The organism is Asticcacaulis biprosthecium C19 (assembly GCF_000204015.1).
Classification (GTDB): domain Bacteria; phylum Pseudomonadota; class Alphaproteobacteria; order Caulobacterales; family Caulobacteraceae; genus Asticcacaulis; species Asticcacaulis biprosthecius.
Genome location: NZ_GL883077.1, coordinates 1008578 through 1012069 on the forward strand (window position 1 = coordinate 1008578; position 3492 = coordinate 1012069).

Here is a 3492-nt window from a genome sequence, read left to right on the forward strand (position 1 = left end):
GGGCAGTGGCGAAACGCTGCCTGCCGGCGAGGCTCGAGACGGAGGGGGCCTCTTAGCTGCCGCTCCAAACCTCTCCCTGCGCCCAATCGGCCACACCTTACCGCATCTTTGCAAACCCGACACTGCGGCGTCTTTATTACGCCGTCATTTTTTTGCATGGCCTTAAGACGGTTTTGCAGTGCACGCGCGTTGATTGGTACGACAATTCAATTTCACGCGCCCAAAAGAGAGCGGTAATGAACTTTAGTAAATCGATCCGGTCGACCACAGCCCTGTGCGGCGGCGTGTTTCTGAGCCTGGCCGCGCCCGCAATGGCGCAGGATGCGCCGGCCGCCCCGCCTCCCGCTCAAACCACGCCCGCCCAAGCCGCCCCCGCCGCCGAGCCCGCGCCGGACGCCCAGCCAGCACCCGAAAGCACGCCCGGTTCCAGCGTTACCATCACCGGCAAGAAACCGACCAACCGCATCGACCGCCAAACCTACGATGTGAAGAACGATATCGACGCCCAGAGCGGCACCGCCGCCGACACCCTGAACAAGGTCCCGTCGGTCAATGTCGACCCGGAAGGCAATGTCACCCTGCGCGGCAATTCCAATGTCCAGGTCTATGTCGACGGCAAGCCCTCGGCCATGATGAAGGGCGACAACCGCGCTGCCACCTTGCAATCGATGGCAGGCGGTGACATCGACTCGGTCGAGGTCATGAACAACCCCGGCGCCCAGTTCTCGGCAGAAGGCTCCGGCGGCATCATCAACATTGTCATGCGCCGCAACCGCAAGCCGGGCAATTCCGGCACCATCATCGCCAATATCGGAAGCCAGGGCCGCTACAACGCCACCTTCTCGGGCGCGCGCAACTCCGGTAAGATGACCCTGTCGGGAGGCGCCAGCTTCCGCCACGACGGCCGTGACAGCCGCTCGTCCTCGACCCAGCAACGCTTCAACCAGGCAGGCGCCGTCGTCTCCGAACGCGATCAGTCCGGGCTCGGTTCCAACCGCTTTGACAACCTGTCGCTCAACGGTGGCATCGACTACAACATCACCGACACCGACCAGGTCAGCACCCAGCTCGGCTACGGCAAACGCACGGCCGACAGCGACGGTATCGACATCTACACCGGCTTCGACAATTCCGGCTCGACCCCCAAGAATATCGACCGCACCCGCAACTCGATGGGCGAGAATGACCGCGAAGACACCTCCTTCTCGGTACGCTGGGACCACACCGGCGACTCCCCGGCCGAAACCCTGAAAGTCGACCTGCGCGTCAGCACCTCCAACGGCAACAACCTCAGCACCGCCTATACCGACTACGTCACCGGCACCGACTTCGAAGAAGTCCGCACCTCCGACCAGCGCTCGGCCAACGGCACGTTCAGCATCGACTATCAGCGCAATGTCGGCTCAGGCCAGTTGTCGCTTGGCACCCAGACCACCTATGACGACAACCAGGTCGTCAACACCTCGCAAAGCGGCGACCCGGACGCCCCGGCCGACGCCCTGCTGAACAACGACTTCGCCTACAAGCAAATCGTCAATGCCGCCTATGTCACCTACCAGACCCCGATCGGCGAAAAGTGGACGGTGATGGGCGGTCTGCGTTCGGAAACCATTGACCTGAAGACGCGCCAGATCACCACCGGTACCACGGGCACGACGTCCTACACCAAACTGGTCCCCAGCGCCTTTGCCACCTACACCCTGTCGGACAATTCCAAGCTGCGCTTTTCCTATTCGCACCGCCTGCGCCGGCCGAACCCCCAGGATTTGAATCCCTACGTCATCTATCTCGATCCGCAGAACGTCATGGCGGGCAACCCGGATCTGGTGCCGTCCGAAAGCGACTCCTTCGAAGCCGGCTATGAGTATAACAAGGAGCAGACCTCCTACGCGCTGCGCCTCTATTACCGCAAATCGACCAACCAGATCACCGACGTCTCGACCTTCATCAGCCCGGGTGTTCTGTTGACCACGAAACAGAACCTGGGCGAAGGCCAGCAAAGCGGCCTGGAGTTCAACTATAACGGCAAGTTGTGGCAAAAGCTGACGGTCAGCGTCAACGGCAATGTCGGGTACGAAGAGCTGGAAACCCCCAACGGCGGCACGGATTCGGGCATCACGACGCGCGGCCGGGTCAGCCTGGATTACCAGGTCTCGACCAAGGACCGGGTGCAGCTTTCGATGTTCACCTCGGGCCAGCAGTTGACGGGTCAGGGCTACCGCTCGCCGTTCAGCCGCGGCCAGTTGTCCTACCGCCGTCAGATCAATCCGAAGCTGGCCTTTGTAGCGACGGCGGACGACATCTTCCGCACCGCCAAGGTGCGCAGCGTAACGGACACCGCCACGGTCTACAGCGAATCCTACCGCAGCATGAGCGCGCCGACCTTCTATATCGGGCTGAACTACATCCTGGGCGGCGCCAATCCCAATCAGCAGAACCAGGACGGTCAGGGTCGTGAACGCTGGCGCGAAGGCGGCGGCGGTCGCGGCAATTGGGGCGGCGGCGGCCCTGGCGGCGGCATGGGCCCCGGCGGAGGGTTTTAAGCCGTAATTTTATACATCCCCGCGCTTGCGCGGGGAGGGGGACCATGAGCGCAACGAAGCGACGCGAAGTGAAGCGAGATGGTGGTGGGGCGACTTTCTTTTCCCGTCCACCTCCTTTTCCTGCCCCGCGTTGTCCGCCAGCGGGTCCGTACTTCGTCTCGCGTCGAGACGGAGGGGCGGTGGAGCAGCAGTTTTGGAGGCCGGCTCATCTCGCAATCTTGGCCGAGGGGCTTGAGAGGAAGTCATTTGCCTTCCCCAAAAAGTTCTCCGCGCGCTGGCCAGGGACGTCACCAGCAGTATCAAAGATTTGGCACTTGGTTATGCAAGCAGCGCCATCAGCTCGACCATAAGTTCAAGATCATTTTCCTGGTGTATGCACATGGAACCAGCGGGGACGTTTGCGGCCTTCGAACCAAACTTTGAGGAAATAGCGGCCCTGCGGCCTTATCCTCCATCCCCAATCGAACCATCGCTCGCCGCTGAAATCTAATTTTACCCGGCTATGAGAGGCCACGGTAAATCCGTAGCTATCCCATTCTGCTTCTTGAACGATGGATTCCTTGATCTTTAACCAAGGCGGTGCGCCTTTCGCTAGGACAAGCGCCCAATGAGAAATCAGAATAGGTTGGTTGCTGTGATTGGCAAGCGTGACGCTGTTTCCTGGCTGTGGAATCCCAGCAAGCGACCGACTTACGGTGATTTTTTGCCGCCCGGTGATTCGTTCCCATAGCGCGAAGAACTTGTCATGATTAATGACGAGTGTGGCCGTGAAACTCGCAACGGCCAAGACGCCGCCGTTTTGATTGAGCCACTTGATTGCTTCCTGCACGAACGCCATAGTCATGCTGCCCCGCGAACGGCTTGCATAAACTGCTCCTGCGTCAAATTACAAAGCGCGAACTCGCCATTTCTAAAGGGGCCGCCCAAACGGCGTGAAACCGCTTCGCTC

At 60.6% G+C, this 3492-nt stretch carries 2 protein-coding genes; one reads left to right on the plus strand and one right to left on the minus strand.

Translation table 11 applies throughout. The annotated features are described in order from the left end of the window. Positions 1 to 236 precede the first annotated feature (236 nt). Positions 237 to 2543 carry an outer membrane beta-barrel family protein gene (locus tag ABI_RS05135; protein WP_006271792.1) on the plus strand — a complete coding sequence of 769 codons (2307 nt, stop codon included), beginning with the start codon at positions 237 to 239 and terminating at the stop codon, positions 2541 to 2543. Between the two features lie 358 nt (positions 2544 to 2901). Here the strand turns inward: ABI_RS05135 and ABI_RS05140 are convergent, their stop codons facing one another. Further along, entirely contained in the window at positions 2902 to 3387 is a 486-nt protein-coding gene (locus ABI_RS05140) for a hypothetical protein (RefSeq protein ID WP_040308600.1), read from the minus strand. Between the last annotated feature and the right edge of the window lie 105 nt (positions 3388 to 3492).

Bases quoted from the DNA above. Each gene is read 5' to 3' on its own strand.
- ABI_RS05135 (WP_006271792.1), top strand. From the start codon at position 237: ATGAACTTTAGTAAATCGATCCGGTCGACCACAGCCCTGTGCGGCGGC.
- ABI_RS05140 (WP_040308600.1), bottom strand. From the start codon at position 3,387: ATGACTATGGCGTTCGTGCAGGAAGCAATCAAGTGGCTCAATCAAAAC.